At 73.7% G+C, this 25,007-nt stretch carries 19 protein-coding genes and 1 pseudogene; 15 read left to right on the top strand and 5 right to left on the bottom strand.

Going from position 1 to position 25,007, the window contains the following annotated elements:
• Positions 1 to 104 precede the first annotated feature (104 nt).
• Positions 105 to 1,064: a DUF1152 domain-containing protein gene (locus tag AB0F11_RS09465; protein ID WP_362170071.1), complete on the bottom strand. Its 960-nt coding sequence runs from the start codon at positions 1,062 to 1,064 to the stop codon at positions 105 to 107.
• Between the two features lie 74 nt (positions 1,065 to 1,138).
• Here AB0F11_RS09465 and AB0F11_RS09470 point away from each other — a divergent pair, with 74 nt between their 5' ends.
• The 5 genes from AB0F11_RS09470 (at position 1,139) to AB0F11_RS09490 (ending at position 6,354) form a co-directional block, all read left to right on the top strand.
• Entirely contained in the window at positions 1,139 to 1,978 is an 840-nt protein-coding gene (locus AB0F11_RS09470) for an arylamine N-acetyltransferase (RefSeq protein WP_362170073.1), read from the top strand.
• 32 nt (positions 1,979 to 2,010) lie between these two features.
• On the top strand, positions 2,011 to 2,616 hold the full coding sequence (locus tag AB0F11_RS09475; protein WP_361904870.1) for a YdbC family protein: 606 nt from the start codon (positions 2,011 to 2,013) through the stop codon (positions 2,614 to 2,616).
• A 72-nt stretch (positions 2,617 to 2,688) separates the two neighbouring features.
• Positions 2,689 to 3,348, top strand: a complete 660-nt coding sequence (locus tag AB0F11_RS09480) for a histidine phosphatase family protein (RefSeq protein WP_362170075.1) — start codon at positions 2,689 to 2,691, stop codon at positions 3,346 to 3,348.
• An 11-nt stretch (positions 3,349 to 3,359) separates the two neighbouring features.
• Complete coding sequence (locus AB0F11_RS09485) at positions 3,360 to 4,277, top strand: ADP-ribosylglycohydrolase family protein (protein WP_362170077.1); 918 nt, start codon at positions 3,360 to 3,362, stop codon at positions 4,275 to 4,277.
• Positions 4,278 to 4,470: 193 nt separating this feature from the next.
• Complete coding sequence (locus AB0F11_RS09490; RefSeq protein WP_362170079.1) at positions 4,471 to 6,354, top strand: DUF4173 domain-containing protein; 1,884 nt, start codon at positions 4,471 to 4,473, stop codon at positions 6,352 to 6,354.
• Positions 6,355 to 6,443: 89 nt separating this feature from the next.
• Here the strand turns inward: AB0F11_RS09490 and AB0F11_RS09495 are convergent, their stop codons facing one another.
• Positions 6,444 to 8,000 carry an MFS transporter gene (locus tag AB0F11_RS09495; protein WP_362170081.1) on the bottom strand — a complete coding sequence of 519 codons (1,557 nt, stop codon included), beginning with the start codon at positions 7,998 to 8,000 and terminating at the stop codon, positions 6,444 to 6,446.
• Between the two features lie 135 nt (positions 8,001 to 8,135).
• Between AB0F11_RS09495 and AB0F11_RS09500 the strand changes: the two genes are divergently transcribed.
• The 3 genes from AB0F11_RS09500 (at position 8,136) to AB0F11_RS09510 (ending at position 10,210) form a co-directional block, all read left to right on the top strand.
• Complete coding sequence (locus AB0F11_RS09500; RefSeq protein WP_362170083.1) at positions 8,136 to 8,741, top strand: TetR/AcrR family transcriptional regulator; 606 nt, start codon at positions 8,136 to 8,138, stop codon at positions 8,739 to 8,741.
• Positions 8,742 to 8,810: 69 nt separating this feature from the next.
• On the top strand, positions 8,811 to 9,521 hold the full coding sequence (locus AB0F11_RS09505; protein ID WP_362170085.1) for a ribonuclease HII: 711 nt from the start codon (positions 8,811 to 8,813) through the stop codon (positions 9,519 to 9,521).
• Positions 9,522 to 9,580: 59 nt separating this feature from the next.
• On the top strand, positions 9,581 to 10,210 hold the full coding sequence (locus AB0F11_RS09510) for a hypothetical protein (RefSeq protein WP_362170087.1): 630 nt from the start codon (positions 9,581 to 9,583) through the stop codon (positions 10,208 to 10,210).
• A 267-nt stretch (positions 10,211 to 10,477) separates the two neighbouring features.
• Here the strand turns inward: AB0F11_RS09510 and AB0F11_RS09515 are convergent, their stop codons facing one another.
• Positions 10,478 to 11,107: a hypothetical protein gene (locus tag AB0F11_RS09515; RefSeq protein WP_362170089.1), complete on the bottom strand. Its 630-nt coding sequence runs from the start codon at positions 11,105 to 11,107 to the stop codon at positions 10,478 to 10,480.
• Positions 11,108 to 11,321: 214 nt separating this feature from the next.
• A complete protein-coding gene (locus AB0F11_RS09520) occupies positions 11,322 to 13,481 on the bottom strand; it encodes a RecQ family ATP-dependent DNA helicase (protein ID WP_362170091.1) in 2,160 nt (719 codons plus the stop codon).
• Between the two features lie 122 nt (positions 13,482 to 13,603).
• Between AB0F11_RS09520 and AB0F11_RS09525 the strand changes: the two genes are divergently transcribed.
• The 7 genes and pseudogenes from AB0F11_RS09525 to AB0F11_RS09555 all read left to right on the top strand — a co-directional run.
• Positions 13,604 to 14,866 (top strand): DUF4192 domain-containing protein, encoded by a 1,263-nt coding sequence (locus tag AB0F11_RS09525; protein WP_362170093.1) that lies wholly within the window; start codon positions 13,604 to 13,606, stop codon positions 14,864 to 14,866.
• Positions 14,867 to 15,087: 221 nt separating this feature from the next.
• Positions 15,088 to 17,055 carry a glycogen debranching N-terminal domain-containing protein gene (locus AB0F11_RS09530; protein WP_362170095.1) on the top strand — a complete coding sequence of 656 codons (1,968 nt, stop codon included), beginning with the start codon at positions 15,088 to 15,090 and terminating at the stop codon, positions 17,053 to 17,055.
• A gap of 69 nt (positions 17,056 to 17,124) precedes the next feature.
• Complete coding sequence (locus AB0F11_RS09535) at positions 17,125 to 17,871, top strand: NUDIX domain-containing protein (RefSeq protein WP_362170097.1); 747 nt, start codon at positions 17,125 to 17,127, stop codon at positions 17,869 to 17,871.
• A gap of 122 nt (positions 17,872 to 17,993) precedes the next feature.
• The gene (locus AB0F11_RS09540) at positions 17,994 to 20,015 is read left to right on the top strand and encodes an ATP-binding cassette domain-containing protein (RefSeq protein WP_362170099.1); all 2,022 of its coding nucleotides are present in this window, start codon (positions 17,994 to 17,996) and stop codon (positions 20,013 to 20,015) included.
• Positions 20,016 to 20,152: 137 nt separating this feature from the next.
• Positions 20,153 to 21,094, top strand: coding sequence for a FadR/GntR family transcriptional regulator (locus AB0F11_RS09545; protein WP_362170101.1), 942 nt, complete (start codon positions 20,153 to 20,155; stop codon positions 21,092 to 21,094).
• Between the two features lie 479 nt (positions 21,095 to 21,573).
• Positions 21,574 to 23,148: an RNA polymerase sigma factor gene (locus AB0F11_RS09550; RefSeq protein ID WP_362170103.1), complete on the top strand. Its 1,575-nt coding sequence runs from the start codon at positions 21,574 to 21,576 to the stop codon at positions 23,146 to 23,148.
• Between the two features lie 143 nt (positions 23,149 to 23,291).
• Positions 23,292 to 24,098, top strand: a pseudogene (locus AB0F11_RS09555) (serine protease); the annotation flags it as partial.
• Between the two features lie 391 nt (positions 24,099 to 24,489).
• Here AB0F11_RS09555 and AB0F11_RS09560 read toward each other — a convergent pair.
• Entirely contained in the window at positions 24,490 to 24,723 is a 234-nt protein-coding gene (locus AB0F11_RS09560) for a hypothetical protein (protein ID WP_362170105.1), read from the bottom strand.
• Between the last annotated feature and the right edge of the window lie 284 nt (positions 24,724 to 25,007).

Consider the following 25,007-nt stretch of genomic DNA (forward strand, 5'->3'; position numbering starts at 1 on the left):
CCGCATAGGCGGGCCGGGCCAGTAGGCGAGACGTGACGAAGGGGACCGACCGGTGGTCGGTCCCCTTCGGCGTCAGTGGGGTATCCCCTCAGTGGGGTATCCCCTCAGTGGGGTATCCGGCGCGCCGGGCGCGTGACCACCTCGTCCCGGAACTCCGCGATCCGCGAGCTCACCTGCCGCATCAGGTGGGTCTGCTCGATGCGGTCCAGGTACAGGCAGCGGGCCGCCAGGCCGGGTAGGTCGAAGACGAAGCACAAGGACATCAGCGGGTTGACGAAGAGCTCGCTGCCCCTCGTCCGGTCGGTGAAGTGCACGTCGCCGAAGGCGCCGCGGACGGCCGCCGCGATGGAGCCGTTGACGATGCTCGGGTGATCGGGCGTCCGGTCCTGCGCATGCGCCACCGCGTCCAGGTAGAGGGCGCCCTCGCGGGTGTGGCGGGAGATCGAGAAGGCGCCCAGGTACGCGCCGTCGCGCTCCAGCGCCGCGATGTTCTCCAGGACCAGCCCGTGGCTCACCCCGTGGTGGGCGTCCACCCCGAAGCCGACCGACACCACCAGGCGCTCGGGTACGCCGTCCAGGCCGGCCAGGGCCGCGACGCTGGTCAGGTCCTCCTCCGGAGTGCCGAGCCCGGCCTCGTCCCCGCGCATCAGGATGTCGGTGCCTCCGTCCACCAGCACCACCGCGTCGATGCGGTGCAGGTCGGTCAGCGCCCGGTACGCCTCCCGCAGCGGCTGCACGCCGACCTGCGGGAGCGCGTACACGGTGGCCGGATAGCGGTGCAGCTCCAGCCACTGCGCCAGCGTCCGCTCCGGGAAATAGGCCTGGTGCGGGGCGGCGTCCGGGGTGACGGCGGCCAGGTCCGGGGCCACCCAGGCCTCGGCGGGCAGGCCGGCGAGCGCGCTGAAGGAGAGGTTGGCCAGGTGGACGCGCTTGCCCTGGTGGAGCAGCGACAGGGCGAGGGGGAGGCCGGCGTAGATGTCGAAGCCGCCGCCGGCGCCCGTGATCAGGATGTTCTCGGCGTCGGTGAGGCGGGCGAAGAGCGGGTTGGTGTGCAGGGCCGTCATGCCGATCATTGTGCGCAGCGGGGTGCGCTCGGCGCCTTGCGGTTTCGGCCTGGGACACGGTGGGCGGGGGAGTCATGTGGAGCGGTGACGAGCTGGATCTCGACGCGTATCTGGCGCGGATCGGCTATGACGGGCCCGTCGGGGACGAGGGGGAACTCCGGCCGGACCTCGCGACGTTGTACGCAGTGCACCGGGCCCACACCGGTGCGATCGTCTTCGAGAGTCTGGACGTGCTCTTCGGCCGCCCCGTCGGGCTGGACGTCAAGGCCATCGAGGACAAGCTCGTGCACGGCCGCCGCGGCGGCTACTGCTACGAGCAGAACTCGCTGCTGGCCGCTGCCCTGGAGCGGATCGGCTTCGAGGTCTCCGGGCGCGGCGCCCGCAACCGCACCCGGGGCGACACGCTCCTGCCCGTGACGCACGCCGTCCTCGTCGTCACCGTGGAGGGTGAACCCTGGCTGTGCGATGCCGGGTTCGGCCACCAGGGGCCGCGGGAGCCGGTTCCGCTCACGCGCCCGGGAACCGAACGGGTGCAGGGGGAGTGGACGTACGTCGTGCGCGAGGAGGAGGACGGCATCCTCGCGCTGTCCATGCTGCGCGGCGGCACCTGGCGGGATCTGTACGCCTTCTCCCCGCAGCGCTACCACCCCGTCGACTACGTCCTGCTCAACCACTACAGCTCCTCCCACCCTCGCTCCGCCTTCATCGGGCAGGTCATCGTGCAGCAGCCGGGCGACGCCGTCCGCACGGCGCTCGTCGGCAGCGAGCTCACCCGGCTCTATCCCGACGGGCGCACCGAGTCCGAGCACGTCGCCCCCGGCGAGCTCCTCGCCGTACTCGACCGGGAGTTCGGACTTCGGCTGTCCGATCGGGATGCGGAGGACCTGGCACGCATCAACCGCGCTGGGGACTGACCCCGGCCGCGCCGGGCCCGTACCATGACGCCGTGCTGGTCAAGTGGATTCGCTGCACGGTGACGGACCGACGCGGGTTCGAGCGCGGGCAGCGCAAATGGGCGGGGCTGCCTGGCGAGCCGGGATTCCGGGGACAGGGCGGCGGCTGGAGCCGGGGGAGGCAGGGGGTCGCGCATGTTTTCGCGTTCTGGGAGAGCCGCTCCTTCTACGACTCGTTCATGGCGCGCTCGTACGACCGCCTGGCGGCCGCACAGACCGGCACGTACACGAACGCCCGGGTCACCCTGTTCGACCACCGCTTCGACGTGAAGACCGGCTTCGAGCCGCGCTTCACCGATGCCGACGTCGTCCGCGTGGCCCACACCCGCGTGCGGGAGGGCCGCGTGGACCACTTCGCCCTCATGCAGGAGAAGGTGTGGAACCCGGCCATGGCCGGGTCGCCCGGCATGATCCGCGGACTCTTCGGGGAGGCGCCGGGGCGGGAGTTCCTGGTGCTGTCCATGTGGCATGCGGCCGCCGAGCACGGCAAGTACCGCCAGGAGCGGGTCGAGCGCCTCGGGCTGCGCGCGCAGACCGAGGCCGACGTCGAGGCCCTCACCGGTGACGTCGTCGACCTCGAATCGGCCTGGACGGTATGACCGTACGAAGAGCGACAGGTTGATCGGCGCGCCCGGATGCAGGGCGCGCCGATGGCCGCATAGGGTCGTGGGATGGTACGACCACGGCGCATCGTCCTTGTCCGGCACGGGGAATCGGAGGGCAATGTCGACGACACGGTGTACGAGCGGGAGCCCGACCACGCCCTGCGGCTGACCCGGCGCGGCCGGGAGCAGGCCGCACAGGCCGGCGAACGGCTGCGTGAGCTCTTCGGCGACGAGCACATCAGCGCCTACGTCTCCCCCTACCGCCGGACCCTGCAGACCTTCCGGGAGCTGCGGCTCGACCCGGCGCGGGTGCGGGTGCGGGAGGAGCCCAGGCTGCGCGAGCAGGACTGGGGGAACTGGCAGGACCGCGACGACGTACGCCTGCAGAAGGCCTACCGCGACGCCTACGGCCACTTCTTCTACCGCTTCGCACAAGGAGAGTCGGGCGCCGACGTCTACGACCGGGTGGGCTCCTTCCTGGAGAGCCTCCACCGCAGTTTCGAGGCACCGGACCACCCGCCGAACGTGCTGCTCGTGACGCACGGACTGACCATGCGGCTGTTCTGCATGCGCTGGTTCCACTGGTCGGTGGCCGAATTCGAGGCCCTGTCCAATCCGGGCAACGGCGAGTACCGCATGCTGCTGCTCGGACCGGACGGCCGCTACCGGATGGACCGCCCGTTTGAGCGGTGGACCACACCCGAGCCTTACGACCTGGACGGCTAAAGTGACGCGCGATGACCGCTGACTCCTCTTCCGAAAGGCGCTACGCACGCGCCCTGTCCAGCCTCCGCGGGCTGGCCCTGGGGGACGCCCTTGGCTCCCAGTACTTCGTTCCCGTGAACTACCCGCTGCTCAAGCGCCGCGAGCTGCCCGCCGGCGCCGGTACCTGGCAGTGGACCGACGACACCGAGATGGCCTGCTCGGTGGTCGCGGTCCTCGCCGAGCACGGACGCATCGACCAGGACGCCCTCGCCAACTCCTTCGCCCACCACCACGACTTCGACCGCGGCTACGGTCCCGCCGTGAACCGGATGCTCCGCCTCGTCCGCGAGGGTGAGGACTGGCGCACCCTGGCCGCCGAACTGTTCAACGGGCAGGGCTCGTGGGGCAACGGCGCGGCCATGCGCATCGCGCCGCTGGGCGCCTGGTACGCCGACGACCCGGAGCAGGCCACGCACCAGGCGGAGATCTCCGCCTACACCACCCACCAGCACCGCGAGGCGGTCTGCGGGGCGATGGCCGTCGCCGCGGCGGCAGCGTTCGCGGCGGATCCGCTGGGCCCGCCCACCGCCGCCGACCTGCTGGACAACGTGATCGCCCTGGTGCCGCGCAGCGCGGTCGGCGCAGGGCTGCGGCGGGCGCGGGACATGCTGGACTACGGGGACGCGACCACCGTGGCGGCGGTGCTCGGCTGCGGCCGGCGCACCAGTGCGCACGACACCGTGCCGTTCGCGCTGTGGTCGGCGGCGCGCTCGCTGGACGACTACGAGCGGGCGTTCTGGACCACCGCTCAGGTGGGCGGCGACGTCGACACCACCTGCGCGATCGTCGGCGGGGTGCTGGGCGCGTGCGGGGAAGCCCTCCTTCCGGCTGACTGGCTCGCCCGGACGGAGGCGCTTCCGGACTGGCTGCCCCGGACCCCGGCCGTCTAGCGCCGGGCGGCCCGGCCTCGCTCGGCGGAGGGTCTTCGAGGGTGTGGGGGCGGGGTGCCGCCGCGCCGGCCGGATTGTCACGGTCCTGCCACAGGCCTGCCCAAGGAGCGGTAAAGCCGCACGTCACAGGCCTACCCTGTCCGCTTCGCCGCCTCATGGTTTCCACGGGGCGGCTGACAGGGAGGGGAACCCGATGTCAGAGAACGCCCGCGCAGCGGCGGACGGCCACTCCGACGAAGAAGGTGCTGCTGCAGCGGCCGCGGCAGCAGCCGGAGGGGCCGCCGGAGGGGCAGGGGACGCTGCGGCCACGGGAGCCGCAGCCGCTGCTCCGGCCGCAGAAGGCGCTCCGGCCGCAGGGACCGCGTCGGCCGCGGGTGCCGCAGCCGCTGCTCCGGCCGCCAGAGCCGTTGCCGCATCGGGCGCCGGAGCCACGGCCGCACCGTCGGCCGTCGCCGGCGGAGCAGGTGTCCACGCCCCGGGGCAGGCCGCCGGCGCGCCGTACGCCGTGCCTCCGGGGTGGGATCCGCAGGCCTGGCAGGCCTATCGGGTCCGGCAGGAGCGGGCCCGCAAGGGCGTGTGGTCCGTCGCACCGCTCCCGTGGGCCACGGCCGCCGAGCCCGCCGAGGCCGCGCCGGTGTCGACGACCGTGCTGGTCTCGGCAGCCGCCACAGGCCTCGCCGCGGCCCTCCTCCTCGGCGACGGCCTCGGTCTCGGCCTGCTGCTCGCCGTGGTGCCGGCCGTCGTCGCCGCGTACGCTGCCGCGCGCACCGCCCGCCGCAGGGCCCGCCCCTGGACCGTGGCCTGGGCCCTCGGCTGCATCGCCCTGCTCGCCGTGCCCGCGCTGCGCGACGCCGGCTGGCCGACCACCCTCGCCCTGCTCGCCGCCGTCCTCACCGGCGCACTGGCCCTGCAGGGCAGCCGTACCTGGGTCGGTGTGCTGCTCAGCCCGCTGGGCCTCGCCGACTCCCTCATGACCGGCGTCCGCTGGGCCTGGACCGGACTGCGCTCGCGCAGCAGCGGCGTCGACCGCACCCGCTGGGTGCCCGTCACCAAGGCGGTCGGCGTTGCCGCCGTCCTGCTGGTGCTGTTCGGCGCCCTCTTCGCCTCCGCCGACGCCGCCTTCGCGGACCTGCTGAGCGGGCTGACCCCCGAAGTCTCCGTCGGCGACGGGCCGGTACGCCTGGCGCTCTTCGCGGTCGGCACCGTCCTCGCGCTGGCCATCGCCCGTACCGCCGCGGCCCCTTCGCACTGGGACCGGATCCGGCCGGCCCCGGGCAAGCCCCGGTCCCGCGTCGAATGGGCGCTTCCGCTCGTCGTGCTCAACCTGCTCTTCGCCGGCTTCAACGCCGTCCAGCTGGCCGTCCTGTTCGGCGGCTACGACAAGGTCCTGCGCTCCACCGGGCTCACCTACTCCGAGTACGCCCGCCAGGGCTTCTGGCAGCTGCTGTGGGCCACCCTCCTCACCCTGGCCGTGATCGCGCTCGCGCTGCGCTGGGCCCCGCGCGCCGGAGCCGGCGACCGGCGGCTGGTCCGGGCCGTGCTCGGCACGCTGTGCGTGCTCACCCTGGTCGTGGTCGCCTCCGCGCTGCGCCGCATGGACCTGTACGTGGAGGCGTACGGGCTGACCCGGCTGCGGGTCTCGGTGGCCGCGATGGAGCTGTGGCTCGGCCTGGTCATCGCCCTGATCATGGCCGCGGGGGCCTTCGGGGCGCGCTGGCTGCCGCGCGCGGTGGCGGGCAGCGCGGTGGTTGCCGTCCTGGCCTTCGGGCTGCTCTCGCCCGACGGCATGGTCGCCGAGAACAACGCGGACCGCTTCCACCGGACCGGCAAGATCGACCTGGCGTACTTCCAGTCCCTGTCGGCGGACGCGGTGCCCGCCCTGGACCGGCTGCCCGAACCCCAGCGCTCCTGCGCGCTGCGAGGCATCAACAACGACCTGTCCGAGGCGGGCGGGGTGCCGTGGTACGCGATGAGCCTCGGCGAGTACCGGGCCCGCAAGATCCTGGACGAGCGCCCGGTGACGGCCTCGTACGAGGTCTGCTCGCGGCTGGGCACCTTCGCACGCAGCGTGGAATAGCGCCGGCCGCACCCGCGCCCGCGCGCGTACGGGACCGGACCGGGAGCGCGGGACCGCTCCCGCGACCCGGCCCGTACGGGCGTACCGGCTCAGGCCGGCGGGCCGGCCTCGGCGGCGGCGCCGCCCAGGGCCGCCAGGTCGCTCTTGCGCACCCGGATGACCAGCAGCGCCGTGGCCAGGGCCAGTCCGGCCATGGCCACCGCCGCGAGGAAAGCGGTCGCCATGCCCTGGGTCAGGACCAGGTCTCCCCAGGGGTCGGGCAGCCGCCCGGTCTCCTTGAAGGCGGCCAGCTGGTCGGCGTCGGCGCGGGCGGCGAAGTCCGCGGCCTGCTTCTCGCCCTCGGTACGGCTGGCCCTGCCGAAGACGGTCACCAGGATCGACAGCCCGAGGGAGCCGCCCACCTGCTGGCTGGCGTTCAGCAGCCCGGAGGCCGCGCCCGCCTGCTGCCGGGCGACGCCGGAGACGGCGGTGAGGGTGAGGGTCACGAAGTTCAGGCCCATGCCGAAGCCGAACAGCAGCATCGGCCCGAGGACGCCGGAGACGTACGAGCTGTCGGTGCGGATGAACGTCAGCCAGGCCAGCCCGATGCCGGTCAGGGCCGATCCGGCGACCATGAACGGCTTGGGGCCGAACCGCGGCAGCAGCCGCTGGGAGAGGCCGGCCGCGGTGATGATCGCCGCGGTCACCGGCAGGAAGCCGAGCCCGGCCTCGATCGGGGAGAACCCCAGGACGTTCTGTACGAACTGGACGATGAAGAAGAACATGCCGAACATCGCCGCCGCGAGCCCCAGCATGATCAGGTAGGTGCCGGACCGGTTCCGGTCGGCGAACATCCGCAAGGGGACGATCGGCTCGTGGGCCCGGGCCTCGATGACCGCGAACAGCCCGAGCAGGACCACGGCCGCGGCGAACGACACGAGGGTCAGCCCGTCCCGCCAGCCGTCCTCCGAGGCGCGGATGAACCCGTAGACGAGCGAGGCCATGCCGCCGGTCGAGGTGAGCGCCCCGGCGATATCGAAGCGGCCCGGGTGACGCTCGGACTCCGCGATGTAGAGCGGGGTCAGGACGGTGATCAGCAGGCCGATCGGGACGTTGACGAACAGCACCGACCGCCAGTCCAGCCACTCGGTGAGCATGCCCCCGGCCAGCAGGCCGATGGCGCCGCCGCCCGCCGAGACGGCGGCGAACACGCCGAAGGCGCGGTTGCGTTCGGGGCCTTCGGCGAAGGTCGTGGTGATCAGGGCCAGCGAGGTGGGCGAGGCGATGGCCCCGCCGACCCCCTGCAGGGCGCGCGCGGCCAGCAGCTGCCACGGCTCCTGGGCGAAGCCGCCGAGGAGTGACGCCAGGGTGAAGAGCAGGATTCCGGTCAGGAACACGCGTCGTCGGCCGAGGATGTCGCCGGCCCGGGCGCCCAGGAGCAGCAGCCCTCCGAAGGCCAGCGTGTAGGCGCTGATCACCCAGGAGAGGTCGGTGGTGGAGAAGGCCAGGGCGGTCTGGATGTGCGGGAGTGCGATGTTCACGATCGTCGCGTCGAGCACGACCATGAGCTGGCATGCGGCGATGACGACGAGCGCCACGCCGGGACGGCCCTCGCGGCGGGCCGCGCCCGGTATCCGGGCCGCGGCGAGTTGTCGGCTTTTCACCATGGAACCCCCCGTAGTGAAATAGTGAACGCATCCGTTCACTGGAGGTCCACCGTAGGAGGCGGTCCTGAGCGGACACAACCGTTCCTCGTGGCGGAAAATGCGTGCGAGGGGCACACGGGCAGATCGGAGGCAGCAGTGACGGCGGAGGTGCGCAGGCCGGCGGCGCCGGCCGGGCGCAGACGGGGTCCGGAACTCGAACGGGCGATTCTGGACGCGGCCTTGGAGCAGTTGGGCACCGCCGGCTGGAACGCGCTCACCATGGAGGGCGTCGCCGCCGGCGCCCACACGGGCAAGGCGGCGCTCTACCGGCGCTGGTCCTCCAAGGCGGAGCTGGTGGCGGAGGTGCTGCGCAGGGGGCTTCCGCCGATCGGCGAGATCCCGGACCGCGGATCGGTCCGGGACGACCTGCGCCTGCTGTGTGTGCGGATGCGGGACGTCATGCGGTCACCGGCGGGTCAGGCGCTGCGCGCAGTGCTTCACGAATGCGACCCCACCCATGCGGAACGGTTCATCGACGTGATCCGGGCGGGGCTGCACCAGCCCGCGCACAGGCTGATCGGGGATCTTCTGCGGCGGGGTGTCGACCGGGGTGACGTGCGACCGGATGCGACTGGTCCGTTTGTCGTGGATGTCATTCCGGCAATGCTGATGTACCGCGCGAAGATGTGCGGAAGCGAATGGCCGGAGGGGGAGATCGAGGAAATGATCGACCGGGTGATGGTGCCGCTGATCGGCCCGTGAGCCGCCGCGCCGACTGTGCCCGGGCCGGGGTGTGCAGGCGGCTCGGGGCGGCGTAACCTTGCTGGCGCCATGCCGTACGAAGCACCCACCCACACCGTCGAACGCTCCCTCCGCGCAACCACCGGCGCCAAGGTCATCGCCGGGGTCGACGAAGTCGGACGAGGGGCCTGGGCCGGTCCGGTCACCGTGTGCGCGGCGATCACCGGACTGCGCCGCCCGCCCGAAGGGCTCACCGACTCCAAGCTGCTGACGCACAAGCGGCGCGACGCCCTCCTCGAGGTCCTGGAGGCCTGGGTCACCGCATACGCCCTGGGCCACGCCTCCCCGGAGGAGATCGACGAGCTGGGGATGACCGCGGCGCTGCGGCTGGCGGCCGAGCGTGCGCTGGATGCGCTGCCGGTCCGGCCCGAAGCGGTGATCCTCGACGGCAAGCACGACTACCTCGGTGCGCCCTGGCAGGTCCGCACGGTGATCAAGGGCGACCAGTCCTGTGTGGCCGTCGCCGCAGCCTCCGTCATCGCCAAGGTCCGGCGCGACCGGATGATGGCCGAACTGGGCCAGCAGGGCGGTGGTTTCGAGGTCTTCGGCTTCGGCGACAATGCCGGATATCCCTCGCCCGTGCACCGGGCCGCGCTGGAGGAGCTGGGTCCCACCCCGTACCACCGGCTCTCGTGGTCGTACCTCGACGCCCTGCCCCGCTGGCGCCACCTCAAGAAGGTGCGCCGCAGCGAGGAATCGATGGAACTGGAAAACGGAGGCCAACTCGGCTTCGATTTCTGATCGCACCCACGTGCCACCGGCCGGTACGTTTCGTACCGGTGTTTGATAGTCACCCACTCATGCCTCTCACCCACGAGGAGCCTCAGATTCACGAGAGTGCCCAGGGTCCCCGCGTCACGCCGGCCGCGAGCCGCACCGCACCGACCCCCCGCCCCGTACCTGGTCCGCGTCCCGCCGCCGTCCCGCGGCCCGGGCGCCCCGGTCCTGCCCGGCCCGCACCGCCCGCGCAACGGGCACCGCAGGCCACTCCCGGGTCCGTTCCCGCCACCACCCCCACCACCCCGTCCGTCTCCGCGGCGGTGCCGCAGATCCAGCTGATCCCGGCTTCCGCGCAGGGTGCGCTGGACGCGGCCGAAGAGGCCGTAGACCTGCTGCTCGACACCGGGCGCGCGCCCGGTGACATCCTGGTGCTCACCACCGGCGACCTGCACCCGTGGGCCGCTCACGAGCTGTCCTTCGGCGAGGCCGCGTACTGGGCCCTGCACGACGCCGGGGACGACGTCTTCTACGCGGACGCGGCGCAGGTCCAGCGCGCTGCGGGCCGTCCCGTCGTGGTCTTCGCGGCCAACGGCGGACCCGCCGAAGCGGCCGCCACGGCACTGCCGGTCGCGCTCGCGCGAGCCGGTGCGCTGCTGATCGTGTGCGGGGATCCGAAGCAGATCAACTCCGTGCTGGGCGCGGGCGTCTGACGCCCCGTGACCCGTACGGGCGAGGGGCGGGGCTGGCCGGGTGCCGGCCCCGCTGAACCCCCGGGCCCGACCCGCCGTACGCCCGCTCCCGGGTGTACGGCCGTGAGGCCTGCCCGGATGCGCACGGGCGGGGCGGGGGCGACGCCGCCGTCACGGCCGGGGCCGTAGCTGCGGTCGGTCGGCCGGCCCGGTGCAGTCGCCGCCGTTCGTCGGGGGACGGCATCGGCGGCGGCAGTACGGCGCCGGGCGGCCCCGGGCCGCGTGGTGTCAGCGGGCAGCGGTACGGCGCAGGGGTTCGGCCGCGCCGGCGCCGGTGCGCAGGTTCAGCGGCGCGAACTCGGCGCCGGTGTCGCCGAGCCGCTCGGGTCGCGACTCCGAGCTGGGGTGCCGGCCGCCCCGGCCTTCCCCGAGCACCTGCCAGCCGCCGCGGGTCAGCGTGATGTACGCGCCGCAGCGCAGCCCGTGCAGGGTGCAGGCGTCCCGCAGCCCCCACATCCAGGCGCCGTCCTCCTCGGTCCACCGCTCGTCGCCCTCGCGGCAGTACATCAGCACCGCCGTGCGGACCGGCGTCCGGCGCCGCAGGTCGTGCGGGATGACCCGGCGCAGACCGGCCAGCAGGGCGTTGCGGTAGTCCCAGCCGTCGGCGGAGGCCGACCGCGGGACGAACGAGGCACTCGCCACGAGCCGTTCCTCGGGGCCGAGGACGGCTATGACCGCGGTCGATGGGTCCGGGTTGTGGCGGGAGTGCAGTCCGCTGACGACCTCGCGGGGATTGGTCAGCAGGGGAATGCCCGCCGCCGTCCACTCGGCGGGCTCCAGCAGTCTTCCGTGCCGGCTGGCGCCGCCGGTGGCCGTCGTCAGTGACGTCGTCGAGGGCGGGGCGAATCCGAAGGCCACGGTCCTCCCTTCGGGTACTCGCCCGCGGACGGGCACAGCTGACGTGCGGGCGCGCCGCAGCGCGGCCCAGGGAGTGCCGTCGAGCCGAGCGGGAGCACTCCGATTCTCGCGTGGCCCGCGAGCATGCGGCAACGAGCAATTGGCGCGGCCGACCGGAATTCGCCGGTATGCCGTTCATATCCTTGCCCCGCCGCGCTGAGGATGACTCAAATGGCTACGGCTGAAGCGCGAGTACCAGCGGAAACACCTCCTTCGCGCCTGCCTGCCGCAGCAGCCGGGCGGCCACCGCGAGCGTCCAGCCGCTCTCCGCGCGGTCGTCGACGAGCAGCACCGGACCCGCCGCCTCGGCCAGCGTCCCGGCCAGCGCCGGGGGCACCGCCAGGGCCTGGTGGAGGCCGCGGACCCGCTGGGCGCTGTTGGAGGAGGGCAGGCCGAACTCGGGGACCCGGTCGGTGTAGGCGAGGCCGCCGAGCAGCGGAAGCCTGCCGACCTCCGCGATCCGGGCGGCCAGCGATCCGATGAGCTGCGGGCGGCTGCGCGAGGGCAGGAACACCACGCCGACCGGCCGGGCGGGCGCGTCGGGGGCTCCGGAGGACCAACCGCCCGGACCGCGGGCCCAGTCTGCGAGGACCGCCACCACGGCCTGTGCCACGTCGTCCGGGATGGGCTGGTCAGGGGCTTGCGCGGCGAGCATCGGGCGCAGCCGGTTGCCCCAGCCGATGTCGGAGAGCCGACCGAGCGCCCGACCCGTGGAAGCCTGCTCCGAGGCGGGAATGCGGCCCTTGAGGTCGACACCGACGGCGGCGAGCCCGGTCGGCCACATCTTGCGGGGCTCCAACTCCACGCCCGGGCGGCCCAGCTCGCCGCGGGCGGTGTCCAGCGCCGTGCCGGAGACGTCCGCGGTGAACCGGGCACCGGCGCAGTTGTCGCAGCGCCCGCACGCGGCGGCCTCCTCGTCGTCCAGCTGGCGGCGCAGGAACTCCATGCGGCAGCCCGAGGTCGCCGCGTAGTCCCGCATGGCCTGCTGCTCCGCGGCCCGCTGGCGGGCCACCCACGCGTAGCGCTCGGCGTCGTACACCCACGGCTCGCCGGTCGCGGTCCAGCCACCCTTGACCCGGTGCACCGCCCCGTCCACGTCGAGCACCTTGAGCATGGTCTCCAGTCGGGTGCGCCGCAGGTCCACCAGCGGTTCCAGGGCGGGCAGCGACAGCGGCCGGCCCGCCTGGGCCAGTACGTCGAGGGTGCGCCTGACCTGCTCCTCCGGCGGGAAGGCGACCGAGGCGAAGTACTGCCAGATGGCCTCGTCCTCCCGGCCCGGCAGCAGCAGCACCTCCGCGTGCTCCACGCCGCGGCCGGCGCGGCCCACCTGCTGGTAGTAGGCGATGGGCGAGGAGGGCGAGCCCAGGTGCACCACGAAGCCCAGATCGGGCTTGTCGAAGCCCATGCCCAGGGCGGAGGTCGCCACGAGGGCCTTGACGCGGTTGGCCTGGAGGTCGTCCTCGGCCTGCTGGCGGTCGGCGTTCTCCGTCTTGCCCGTGTACGAGGCCACCGTGTGCCCGCGGTGGCGCAGGTAGGCGGTGACCTCCTCGGCAGCGGCCACCGTCAGCGTGTAGATGATGCCGGAGCCCGGCAGTTCGCCGAGGTGGTCGGCGAGCCAGGCGAGCCGGTGCGCCGCGTCCGGCAGTGACAGCACGGCGAGGCTGAGGCTCTCGCGGTCCAGCGGGCCGCGCAGCACCAGCGCGTCCGTGCCGGCTCCGGTGCCCAGCTGCTCGGCGACGTCCGCGGTGACCCGGGCATTGGCCGTGGCGGTCGTCGCCAGCACCGGGACGCCGGGCGGCAGGTCGGCCAGCATCGTGCGCAGCCGCCGGTAGTCGGGGCGGAAGTCGTGCCCCCAGTCGGAGATGCAGTGTGCCTCGTCGACCACGAGCAGACCGGTCGCGGCGGACAGCTTGGGGAGCACCTGGTCGCGGAAGTCGGGGTTGTTGAGCCGCTCGGGGCTCACGAGCAGGACGTCGACCTCGCCGGCCGCGACCTCGGCCTGGATCTGCTCCCACTCCTCGGGGTTGGCCGAGTTGATCGTGCGGGCGTGGATCCCGGCTCGGGCGGCGGCCTCGACCTGGTTGCGCATCAGCGCGAGCAGCGGGGAGACGATCACGGTGGGCCCGGCGCCGGCGGCCCGCAGCAGCGAGGTGGCGACGAAGTACACCGCGGACTTGCCCCAGCCGGTGCGCTGGACCACCAGGGCGCGCCGCTTGTGCGCGACGAGGGCCTCGATGGCGAGCCACTGGTCCTCGCGCAGGCGGGCGGTGCCCGTGGGGTCGCCCACGAGACGGGCCAGTACGGAGTCGGCCGAGGTCCTCAGGTCTGCGTTCATGCCCCCATGCAACCCGATGCCTCCGACATCGCGCCAATGACGACCCGCTCCTGTGGAAGTTGAATGATCAATGGTTATCCACAGCCCTTTCGGGTTCGGACGGTGCGCGGGACCGTCGGGGCATGACGAACAACCACGCACCTCGCACTCCGTCCGGACGGCCCTGCATCAGCCCTTCCGGATCACCGGCCGAACCGCAGATCACCCTGCGCAGCCCCGCCGAACTGGCCGACGCGCTGCCCTACATGCTCGGGTTCCACCCGACCGACTCCCTCGTCATGGTCGCCGTGCACGGGGAGGGCGGGCGTTTCGGCGGCCGCCTGCGCCTCGGCATCCCCCCGTCCCCGGCGGAATGGGAGGACACCGCCCGGCAGGTTGCCGAATGCCTGGTCCAAGGCAGCGAGCGGCGCGCCGGCAAGCCCGACGGCATCATCGTCTTCCTGTGCCAGGACCCGGGCGCCGGGGAGAGCGGCCAGCGGGTCATGACCCGGCTGCGGCCACTGGCCCAGCGGATCCGGCTGGCCTGCGGCGCGCTGGACGTGCCCGTCCTGGAGGCCCTGTGCCTCTCCGCCGGCCGGTACTGGTCCTACTGCTGCCCCGACGAGCGCTGCTGCCCCGCCGAGGGGACCGCACTGGCCGCCGGCGGCACCTCGGTCGCGGCCGCGGCGGCCACCTTCGCCGGGCTGCGGATCCGCGGCTCGCTGCGGGAGCTCGAAGGCCGGCTCGCACCCCTGCGCGGACCGGTCGCCCAGGAGATGGAACGGGCCCTGGACCGGGCGGCTGCCGCGCTCGTACCGAAGATCCTCGACGGGGCCACCCGGCAGGAGGTCGGCGCCGAGACCGTCACCCTGGCCCGCACCCTCATGCGGCGCCTGACCCTCGCGCCGCCCGTCGAGGGCGGCCCCTGTGCGGACGACTGGGACGATGCGCTGCTCGGCCACGACGAGGCGGCCGCGCTCATCCTCGGCCTGCAGGACCGAGAGATCCGGGACATCGCGGCCGAGTGGATGGAGGACGAGGAGGCCGCCCCCGCCCTGCGCCTGTGGCGGGCTCTGGCCAGGCGCTGCGTCGGCGCCTACGGAGAACATGCGGCGGCCCCGCTGACCCTCGCCGGATGGGTCTCGTGGTCCACCGGGGACGAGCCGACCGCCCGCATCGCGTTCGGGCTGGCCCTGCAGGCCGACGCCGAGTACCGCTTCGCCCAACTGCTCCACCACGCCTGCAACGAAGGCATCGACCCGGAGGGGCTGCGCGCCTGCCTGCGGGCCGAGCGCAAGCGCAGGGAGCCCGGCAGCAAGCGCCGGTCCGCCGTGCGCCCGCCCGGCCGCCGCGAGCCCAAGCCCGCACGCCGCGACCCCCGGCGCACCGCACGGAGCGACCGGTGAACGCGGTGCGCACCAGCGCCCGGTGCGATCCCGCAGTGCGCCGTCCGGCCGCGGAGCCGGGGCGGCGGCCTCACGGCGGGCCCGTGCCGCAGCAGGCCCCGTCACCGCCGGGCACCGTGACCCGGGCGGGGGCGGTGGCGTTCCCCTGGAGGGTGGCCGGGGCCCGGCCGTGCCGCCCGGAGCAACCGGCCCGGGCGCAGAGCGTCCAGACAAGGCGACCCATGGCCCACCCCGTACCTCCCGCCCGCAGGCCCGAGTTGCCGCCCGTGCACGCCGCCGTCATCTGCGTCTCGGCGCCCTGCCTGGTCATCTCGCCCGAGCACGGACAGCTGACCGGGCACGGGATCGACGGGATCTACCGCGCCGGGCGGCGGCTGCTCTCCCGCTGCGTGCTGAGGGTCGGCGGCCGGGACCCGGTCGCGGTACAGGGGCGCAGCCTCGGGGCCGACCGGGCCGCGTTCACCGCCACCGTCCGCACCGGAGCCGAGGCGGGCCCCGACCCCGACATCGGGGTCGAGCGGGTGCGGCACGCCGACGGCACCGAGCGGATCACCCTGCGCAGCTTCACGGCCCGTCCGCTGCGGCTGCCGGTGGAAATCCTGCTCGGCACCGACCTGGCCGAGCTGGCCGCCGTGGCCGCCGGCCGGGCCGGGCCCGAACTGCCCGCCGGAGTGCATGCGGCCGGGCTGCGCTGGAGCACCGGGGAGGCGCAGGCCGTCACCGCCGCCGAACCGGCCCCGGACGACGCGCTCGCCTCGTCGGGCCTGCTGCGCTGGCAGCTCGAACTGGGGCCGGGGGAGTCCCGCACCATCGAGCTGCGGACCACCCAGGCCCGCACCTCCCGGGCCCCGGCCGGGCAGGTGGCCAACCCCCTGGCCGACGCCCGGGCGGAGGGGGACGACCCGCGCGCCGAGACCTGGTTCCGGACCAGCGTCGAGGACCTCGGCGCGCTGCTGCTGCGGGACCACGACGAGCCGGCCGACGCCTACGCCGCCGCGGGCGTGCCGTGGCGGCTCGGCCTGGCCCCCGCCGAGTCCCTGTGGGCCGCCCGCATGGCGCTGCCCTTGGGGACCGGGCTCGCCGCGGCCACCCTGCGCACCCTCTCCCGGACCCAGACCGGCGGCCGCGGGCCCGACGCCGGGAAGATCCCGGGCCCCCTGCGCGGGAGCGGCCCGCAGCTGCCGCCCGGCTGCACCGGCACCGAGGCCACGCTCGCCTTCCCCGCCGTCCTCGCCGAGGCGCGGCGCTGGGGACTGCCGCAGGAGGAGGTGGACCGGCTGCTGCCCACGGCCGAGCGGTGCCTGGACTGGTTGCGCGGCGCCCAGGGCAAGGACGGGTTCCTCGCCGATCCCGATCCGGGGCCGCGCCGCTGCGAGACCCAGGCCCACGCCCACCGGGCCGCGCTGCTCGGCGCCGATCTGCTCGCCGGATGCGGGCGGCCCGGCGCCGAGGAGTGGCGGGAGTGGGCGGCGGCGCTGCGGGCGCGGTTCCTCGAGGGGTTCTGGATCGACGGCCCGGACGGCGGCCGGCCGGCCGCGGCCCTGCATCCCGACGGGCGCCCGCTGCCCCGCCTGACCGGAGCCGCCGCCCACCTCCTGGACACCGGCCTGCTCGGCGGCGGCCGGCTCGCGCCGGGACTGCTGGACCGGGTCCGCACCGAGCAGCTCGCCCGGCTCCTCGGGGCCCCCGCGATGGACTCCGGATGGGGGCTGCGCAGCATGGCCTCCCGCGAGCCGGGGCACAACCCGTTCGGCCACCGCTCCGGCGCGGTACGGGCGCACGAGAGCGCGGTCGCGGTCGCCGGACTCGCCCAGGCCGGCTTCGAGAAGGAGGCCGCCGCCCTGCTGCGGGGACTGCTCGATGCCGCCGAGAGCTTCGGCTACCGGCTGCCCGAGATGTACGCCGCCGAGCAGCGCACCGCGGGCAGCGCGCCCCTTCCGCACCCCGCGGCCTGCCGCCCGGCCGCGGTCGCCGCGGCCGCCGGGGTCCACGCCCTGGTGGCGCTCGCCGGAATCCGCCCCGACGCCCCCGCGGGCACGGTCGCCCTCGTCCCGATGCCCGGTGCCCCGCTCGGCGCCCTGCGCCTTGCGGGCCTGCGGGTTGCGGGGGAGCCGTTCGCCCTGCGGATCAGCCGGCTCGGCCTCGGCATGGTGGAGGAGGCCGCAGATGCGCTGCAATTGGGCGGGTAGCCTGCCGGTTTTCGTTTCCGGGATCACCAAAGCTCTGTTTATCGTCAGGAAGACGACTATGATCGCGGCATGTCTCCCTACGACCCGTCGGCTTTTCCGCCGTTCGCCGTCACCGTCGACCTGGTCGTCCTCACCGTTCGGCGCCACGCGCTCTGCGCCCTCGTCGTCCGCCGCGGTGAGCAGCCGTTCCAGGGCCGCTGGGCCCTGCCCGGCGGCTTCGTGCGCGGAGAGGAGGACCTGGCGGCGGCCGCGGCCCGGGAGCTCTCCGAGGAAACCGGACTGTGCGCGCACGACCCCGCCGCGCCGGGTGCCGGCAACGGGGCGCACCTCGAGCAGCTGGCCACGTACGGCGACCCGAAGCGGGATCCGCGGATGCGTGTCGTCAGCGTGGCGCACCTGGTGCTGGCTCCGGACCTGCCCGCACCCCGCGCGGGCGGAGACGCCAACAGCGCCCGCTGGGCCCCGGTCGACGAGCTCCTCGCGGCCGAGGAGGAGGCCGCCTCCGGCCTCGCCTTCGACCATGCCCGGATCCTCGCCGACGGCGTGGAGCGCGCCCGCTCCAAGATCGAGTACTCCTCCCTCGCCACCGCGTTCTGCCCGCCCGAGTTCACCGTCGGCGAGCTCCGCCGGGTCTACGAGGCCGTGTGGGGTGTGGCCCTCGACCCGCGCAACTTCCACCGCAAGGTCACCGGGACCCCCGGGTTCCTGGTCCCGGCCGGCGGTACGACGACCCGTCAGGGAGGGCGGCCCGCCCAGCTCTTCCGCGCCGGCGGGGCGACGCTGCTCAATCCGCCGATGCTGCGTCCGGAAGCCTGACGTACCGACGCCGACACGGCCGTGTCCGTACATCAGATGCGGCGAAAATCGGACATATCGCGTTATCTTGCTTGGGGTAATCACTCTGCCGCAAAGCGGTCTCACCCCCCGCGAGAGAAGCGATGCTCCAGGCCATCGGACTCACCAGCAGACCCCGTCGAGACCTCCCGCCCCTTGTGGACGACCTCACCTTCGAGGCCCGCCCTGGAGCCGTCACCGCCCTCCTGGGCGAGCCGGGTTCGGGCAAGACCACCGCGCTGCGGCTGATGCTGGAGCTCGAACCGGGGCGCGGTGTCACCTACTTCCGCGGTCGCCCGCTGCACCGGATCCCGGATCCCGGCCGTGAGGTCGGCGTGCTGCTCGGCGATGTCCCCGGCAACCCGGCGCGCACCGTCCGCGGCCAGCTGCGGATGCTCTGCGCGGCCGCCGGAGTGCCGGCCTCCCGCGCCGACACCCTCCTGGAGGTCGTCGGCATCAGCGGCCTGCGCGACCAGCGGCTCGGCTCGCTGTCGCTCGGCATGGACCGGCGGGTGGCGCTCGCCGCGGCGCTGCTCGCAGACCCGTGCACCCTGCTCCTGGACGAGCCCGCCGCCGGCCTGTCGGCCCGGGACCGCGGCTGGCTGCAGGGGCTGCTGCGCGGGCACGCCGAGCTCGGCGGGGCGGTGCTCTTCACCACCGACGACGCGAAGGAGGCCGCCCGCAGCGCCGACCGGGTCGTCAGCATCGCCGGCGGCCGGCTGGTCGCCGACCAGGACGTGGCCGAGTTCGCCCGGACCCGGCTGCGGCCGCGGGTCGCCGTGCACACGCCGCACGCGGCGCGGCTGGCCGACGTACTGGGCCGGGAGGCCCGGGCCGGTCGGCGCACGGTGGAGATCGTCGAGGAGAGCGGCAACCGGCTCTGCGTGTACGGCAGCAGCTGCGCCGAGGTCGGCGAAGCGGCCTTCCGGCACGGCGTGCTGGTCCACCAGCTCGCCGACGAGACGGGCGACGCCCGGGTGGCACCCCCGGTCCCCGCCCCCGTCCCCCAGGCCCGCACCGGCCCCGGCGCAGCCCCCGCCACTGCCGAGCCCGCAGCCAGGACGGCAACCGCCGCGGCCGCCGCACCGGGCGCCGACCCCGGTCCCCGCACCGCCGCACCCTCCGCCGAGCCAGGTCCTCGTACACCCGACCCCCGCACGCCCGAACCCCGTGATCCCGACCCTGCCGAAGCCGTGGCTGGCGGGCCGTGGGCCGGTGCCGGGGCCGGCGGGGCAGAGGAAGTCGGCTGTGGCGGTGTCGGGGACGGGGCCGGGGCCGCCGCGGGCACGGGCGCGGCCGATCCGGTGTGGGGGGCCGGGCGGCGGCCCGGACGGGTCGTGCGGCGGGTGGGCGGGCCGGTGCGGCCGGTGCGGTACGAGCTGCTGCGCGTCTTCGGGACGGGCACGCCGGCCCTGACCGCCGGCCTGGTCGTCGCCGTGTCCGTGCTGGTCGCCCTCGTGCTCGCCCGGGTCGGCCAGGTCCCGCGCGGGCGACTGCTCGCCGCCTGGCCGGAGGTGTTCCCCCTGCCGCCGGCGGCCCTCGGTGCGGGGCTGCTCGGCGCGCTGGCCTTCGGCGAGGAGTACCGCTATCCCGCCCTGGCCGCCGCCCGCGGGACGGTTCCGCGCCGCCTCGGCCTGCTCGCCGCCAAGCTCGGCGTCGGTGCGTGCCTCGCCCTCGCCCTGGGCGCCCTCACCGTGGCCGCCGACGCCGCCGCCCTCCGGCTCGTCTTCGGCCGCGGCCCTGTCCCGCTGCACGACGCCGCACAGTGGATCTCCCCGGCGGTCGGCTGGGCGGGCCTGCTCGTCGGATGCGCCTGGGCCGGGGTCCTCGCCTCCGGCGCCTTCCGGTCCGCGACCGCGGGCCTGGCCGCGGTGCTGGCCGTACCGGTGGGGGTGGTGCCGCTCGTACGCAAGGTGCTGGAGGGGCCGTCCGCGTACCCCGTGGCCGGGCTCGCGGCGCGGCTGCGACGGCTGGCCTGGGGGCAGTGGCCCCCGGAGGTGGACCACCTCGTGGCCGGGGCCCTGCGGGTGATGGCCCAACCCGTCGGCACGGCACTGTTGTTGTCTCTGATGGTCCTGTTGTGCGCCTATGGGTTCACCGGACTGCGCAACCGCGTCCGTTGGTGACCGGTTCGATGCCGGATCGCATCGCAACGGGACAGAACGCGTCTGCGTCATGTGAACGGGACCACAACTCCCCGTAAAAGGCCCGGTTCTTTACGATAAGTCGTCAATTGCGCAGGTGGCACCTATCACCCTTTCGTGTGCTTTTCACCAAAGACCTCAAGGGTGATGAAGGCGCGGCCGACAAAGGATTCGTGAGTACCCTTGCGCACACCATGATGACCGCCGCCCGCCATGCCGACTCAGGCCTCGTCGGGCCGGGCGAACTAGACCGCTACCCCTACGCGGAGGCCCCCGGGACCGACCGCGTCGGGGCGCCCCACTGGGACGGCGCCGACGTCGAGTTGAGCCGGGTGGGCCGGCGCGCGGCCGGCAGCCGCGGCCGCGGCCTGCACGGCCAACTCGTCCAGCAGCTCGGCCAGATGATCGTCTCCGGCGACCTCGGGGCGGACCGCCCGCTGGTCCCGGAGGAGATCGGCCAGCGCTTCGAGGTCTCCCGGACCGTGGTCCGCGAGTCGCTGCGTGTCCTCGAGGCCAAGGGCCTCGTCAGCGCCCGCCCCAACGTCGGCACCCGCGTCCGCCCGGTCGCCGACTGGAACCTCCTCGACCCCGACATCATCGAGTGGCGGGCCTTCGGGCCCCAGCGCGAGGACCAGCGCCGCGAGCTCAACGAGCTCCGCTGGACCATCGAGCCGCTCGCGGCCCGCCTCGCCGCCGGCCACGGCCGCCCGGACATCCAGCAGCGCCTCGCCGACATGGTCGAGATCATGGGCCACGCCCTCGGCCAGGGCGACGCGATCACCTTCGCGCGCGCCGACAACGAGTTCCACGCGCTCCTCATCCAGGTCGCGGGCAACCGCATGCTGGAGCACCTCTCGGGCATCGTCTCCGCCGCGCTCCAGGTCTCCGGCAGCCCCACGACCACCTGCGACCGCCCGAGCGAGACGTGCGTCGCGCACCACGCCCGGATCGTCGAGGCCCTGGCCTCGGGCGACGCCACGGGGGCCGAGAACGCCATGCGCCAGCTGCTGACGGTGCACCCCGAGGTCGAGCGCGTGGTCCCCGCCCCGCGCGAGCACTGACGCGGACACGGGACGGGCACACGGACGCAGGCGGAGAGGGACTCGCACACGTCGCCGGACCCGGCCGGGTCCGGCGACACCGGCGTGGACAACCCGTTCGGCAGCACTTGCCGACCGTTGCGCCGGCCGCTGCGGCAGGGCCGCCGGCAGCCCGTTCGACCGTGATTCCGGCCGCGCACCCGGTGTCCCACCTGGCGTCCCACCTGGCGTCCCACCCGCGCACAACCCCCTCTGTCGGCACCGAGGCCCCCGGGGTGTGATTCGGGCCACGAAGAATTGCGCGTAACGCTCTGCGAGGTCACGCGATGACCTAGAGAGGTGATGGCCGACGGAGGGAAGACAGCAGCCCTTGCGGGTGCTGTGCAGCTCCCCGGCCCCTGCCCGCGCCCCGGCCCACCCCAGTCGGTGGTCGTCGGCTCCGGTCCAGCACCACCCGGCCCGGGGTCGGAACCCGTTTCCATCGTTCCGAGAGGTTGTTCGTGTCGGCCAGCACATCCCGTACGCTCCCGCCGGAGATCGCCGATTCCGAGTCTGTGATGGCGCTCATCGAGCGGGGCAAGGCCGAGGGGCAGATCGCCGGCGATGACGTGCGTCGGGCCTTCGAGGCTGACCAGATTCCTGCGACCCAGTGGAAGAATGTTCTGCGCAGCCTCAACCAGATCCTCGAGGAAGAGGGTGTGACGCTGATGGTCAGTGCCGCGGAGTCGCCCAAGCGCACCCCCCGCAAGAGCGTCGCAGCGAAGACCCCTGCCAAGCGGACGGCCACGAAGACCGTCGCGGCGAAGACGACGGCTGCGCGGACCGTCGCCGCCGCGGCACCGGCGGCCGAGACGGTGGACCCGGAGCCCGCGGACGCCCTCGCCCAGGAGCCCGGAGCCGAGCCCCCTGCGAAGAAGGCGACGGCGAAGAAGACTGCGGCGAAGAAGGCCGCGCCCGCCAAGAAGGCCGCGGCGAAGAAGACGGCGGCGAAGAAGGCCGCACCCAAGAAGGACGCCGACGAGGCCGGCGAGGAGGAGCTCCTCGAGGAGGGCCCCGCCGAGGTCAAGGCCGAGGGGGAGGAAGAGGAGGACACCGGCGAGAGCAAGGGCTTCGTCATCTCCGACGACGAGGACGACGCGCCCGCCCAGCAGGTCGCCGTCGCAGGCGCCACCGCCGACCCCGTCAAGGACTACCTCAAGCAGATCGGCAAGGTCCCCCTGCTCAACGCCGAGCAGGAGGTCGAGCTCGCCAAGCGCATCGAGGCGGGCCTCTTCGCCGAGGACAAGCTGGCCAGCTCCGACAAGCTGGCGCCGAAGCTCAAGCGCGAGCTCGAGATCATCGCCGAGGACGGCCGCCGCGCCAAGAACCACCTGCTGGAGGCCAACCTCCGCCTCGTGGTCTCCCTGGCCAAGCGCTACACGGGCCGCGGCATGCTCTTCCTGGACCTGATCCAGGAGGGCAACCTGGGTCTGATCCGTGCGGTCGAGAAGTTCGACTACACCAAGGGCTACAAGTTCTCCACGTACGCGACCTGGTGGATCCGTCAGGCGATCACGCGTGCCATGGCCGACCAGGCCCGCACCATCCGCATCCCCGTCCACATGGTCGAGGTCATCAACAAGCTCGCCCGCGTGCAGCGCCAGATGCTGCAGGACCTGGGCCGCGAGCCCACCCCGGAGGAGCTGGCCAAGGAACTCGACATGACCCCCGAGAAGGTCATCGAGGTCCAGAAGTACGGCCGCGAGCCGATCTCCCTGCACACCCCGCTGGGTGAGGACGGCGACAGCGAGTTCGGCGACCTGATCGAGGACTCCGAGGCGGTCGTCCCGGCCGACGCCGTCAGCTTCACGCTGCTCCAGGAGCAGCTGCACTCGGTGCTCGACACGCTGAGCGAGCGCGAGGCCGGCGTGGTCTCGATGCGCTTCGGCCTCACCGACGGCCAGCCGAAGACCCTCGACGAGATCGGCAAGGTCTACGGCGTCACGCGCGAGCGCATCCGCCAGATCGAGTCGAAGACCATGTCGAAGCTGCGCCACCCGTCGCGTTCCCAGGTGCTGCGCGACTACCTGGACTGAACCGGCCGGACGGCGGGGCGGCACACGCCGGCCGGGCGGCACACGTACGGGCGCACGCAGGACCGTGCCCGCGCGCGGGTGCGCCCGGACACGCGGCATCCCACTCTGGGTGGAGTCATGCACACCCGGAGTCAGGAGGCCCGATGCGTCGTCCCTTTTCCCGAGTTCTGGCGGGCGCGCTGGCACTGGCGGCGGGAGCGGCCGCTGCGCCGCTGGCCCAGGCGCCCAGGGCGGCCGCGGACAGCGTGGTGATCGGCGGGAGGCCGGTGAAGGTGGCCGACAGCCCCTGGGTGGTGGCCCTGGCCAGCCGTGACCGGTTCGGGCGTACGCGGGCCGGACAGTTCTGCGGTGGCGTCCTCGTGGCCCCGACCAAGATCGTAACGGCGGCCCACTGCCTCGGCCGGCAGGTGTTGGGCGGCCCCGTCGAGTCCGTGCCCGACCTCCGGGTGATCACCGGGCGTACGGAGCTGTTGCGCGAGGCCGAGGGCAAGGAGATCGCGGTGCGCTCGGCCCGGGTGAACCCCGACTACGACTCGCAGAGCAATGCCGGGGACCTGGCCGTCCTGGAGCTGGCCGAAGCCCTGCCCGCGCAGTACGTGCTCCCGATGGCGGGGGAGGGGCACCCGGGCTATGAGCCGGGCGGCGAGGCGGTTGTGTACGGGTGGGGCGACACGAGCGGGTTCGGCGACTACGCCACCGCGCTGCGCGCCGCGCGCGTGACCGTCCTGTCGGACGAGGTGTGTCGGCGGGCGTACCCGGGGGATGCGGACGGGCAGTACCGGCCGGAGTCCATGGTGTGCGCCGGCCACCGCAGCGGCGGGCGGGACGCCTGCCAGGGGGACAGCGGCGGACCGCTGGTCGCGCAGGGGCGTCTGATCGGACTGGTGTCCTGGGGGCGGGGCTGCGGGCGGGCCGACAGCCCGGGGGTGTACACCCGGATCGCACCGTTGGCCGGCTTCGTCACCGCGCCCGAGACGGCCTCGCGGCGCGGCGAGGAGCAGAAGGTCGTATGGGAAGCCCCGAGGGGCTCCGGGGCGGCTGCAGGGACCCTGGAGGGGCACGGGGGGGCGGCGGCCTCAGCCGGTGCAGCGGCGACGAGCGCCGGCACAGGTCTGTCGGGAGCTCCGGCTGCCTCCGGCGTCCCGCTGTGGGGTACCCCGCTGGATCCCGGCGTACGGCGGCGTCACGGCCGCCGGTGATCGGAATGATCGCGAGGATCGGACCGCGGGTCCGGTGACCGGGCTGCGGATATGAGGACGGGCGGCACTCCTGGGTCTCAGAAGCGCCGCCCGTCGACCGGCCTGGCCGGTCCTGGCTCGTCGGATGCGAGGTAGGCCTGTGTCAGCGGTCCTCGGTGTCGGCGTGAACCGCCGGAGCGGACGTCAGCCGCTCGGTCTCATCCTGTATTTCCGCGGCGATCTTCTTGAGTTCCGGCTCGAACTTACGCCCGTGGTGGGCGCAGAAGAGCAGTTCACCACCGCTCAGCAGGACGACGCGCAGATATGCCTGGGCGCCGCAACGGTCGCATCGGTCAGCGGCCGTCAGCGGGGTCGCGGGTGTCAGAACAGTAGTCACGTCGCCTCTTCTCTAGCTCGACGAGCTGTCGTACCAGGGTCAACATCCAACCAGGCCGAAAACGTTCCCGCTCGCGGCTTTTCCTCGAAACTTCCTTCCGAAGCTGGCCGGCTGCTGCCGGTTGGCGGCGAAGGAGCCGTATTGCGTTGCTTTACGGTTTCGCGTTGTCAGTCGTTCGCTTGTCGCAGTTCCGTCCTCCCCGGCGCGGGTGCCGGTTGTTCATGAGGACGTGCCCGAACCCTAAATGGTTCATGCCTGGAAGGGAACGTGATGTTTGCTTCACC

This window comes from Streptomyces sp. NPDC032472 (assembly GCF_040636955.1).
Classification (GTDB): domain Bacteria; phylum Actinomycetota; class Actinomycetes; order Streptomycetales; family Streptomycetaceae; genus Streptomyces.